Here is a 1,286-nt window from a genome sequence, read left to right on the forward strand (position 1 = left end):
ACATCCGCTCACCAGGTATAAAAGGATTCTCAACGAACTTCTCATTAGTCAGCTCTTCATTGTTCATGTAGCCCCTGGCAAGTCCTGCCCCACCGATATATAACTCTCCAATAACACCAATTGGAAGAATTTGATTAAACCTGTCAATCACATAAAACTTCGTATTATCGATAGGTCTACCTATAGGTACATATTTTGGTTCTTTCTTAAAATCAAATATATAATAGGATACATCAACAGTAGCTTCTGTAGGGCCATAAAGATTAATCAGTTGAGTTCTATTCCGGTTATGTAATATGTTCCTAAAATTAAGTGTTTGGTCTAAACTTAAAGCTTCACCGCTTGAGAACACTTGTCGCAAAGTTTTCAAACGATTACCATCAACTCCAACTGCTTCCGACAGAAATGCATTCAACATTGCAGGAACAAAATGTATGGTGGTCACATCATTATCTTCAACTGCTTTAATCACTTCACTAGGATATTTTTCATGTCCTACAGGCAACAAACATAGACTCGCACCACTAATACTCCACCAGAACAACTCCCAAATCGAAACATCAAAGACCAAGGGTGTCTTTTGAAGCAACACATCTTTCTCCGTCAAAGTAAATTTTTTCTGCATCCACAAAAGTCGATTCACAATAGAGTGATGTTCTATCATTACTCCCTTTGGTTTGCCTGTGGATCCTGAAGTGTATATGACATATGCTAAGCTTGAACCTCGTATTATATTTGAAGACTGAACATAGGATTGTTTATAAATTTCATTTTCCAATTTATCTAAATCCAATAATTCTGATTCCACCATGATATCTAAAGTATCCATATGTACTCCACGGGTTATCAAAGCCCTCAAACCTGCATTAGATATAATTGAATTAATTCGAGCAGAAGGTTGATAAACAGAAAGCGGAACATAAACTGCTCCCGATTTCATTATACCAAATATTGTCGGTATCAATTCCTCTTCCCGTTCTAGAAGTAACCCCACAAGATCACCCTGTTTTATCTGCACTACATTTTCTAAATAAGCACTTATCTTATCTGACCTATCTTTTAATTCTTTGTAGGAAATTGTGCTATTACCATATTTTACCGCCACATTATTAGGAGATTTTAGAGTTTGCTCTTCAAACAGATTAATTATTGTGCTATCCAACGGATAATCGACCGCCGTGTCGTTGAACCCGTACAAAAGCTCATCGCGCTCCTCGGGGGTGATCATGGCTATGTCCGACAACCGTACCGCAGGGTCCTCTATGACACGACCTACTATATTCTCG

At 37.9% G+C, this 1,286-nt stretch carries 1 protein-coding gene; it reads right to left on the reverse strand.

What is annotated here, in order from left to right:
* Positions 1-1,286 (reverse strand): amino acid adenylation domain-containing protein (locus tag ACKWCA_RS23965; RefSeq protein ID WP_413980784.1); only part of this gene is annotated, 1,286 nt, incomplete at both ends.

Origin of the sequence: Maribacter corallii (genome assembly GCF_047345415.1) — a bacterium.
Lineage (GTDB): Bacteria > Bacteroidota > Bacteroidia > Flavobacteriales > Flavobacteriaceae > Maribacter_C.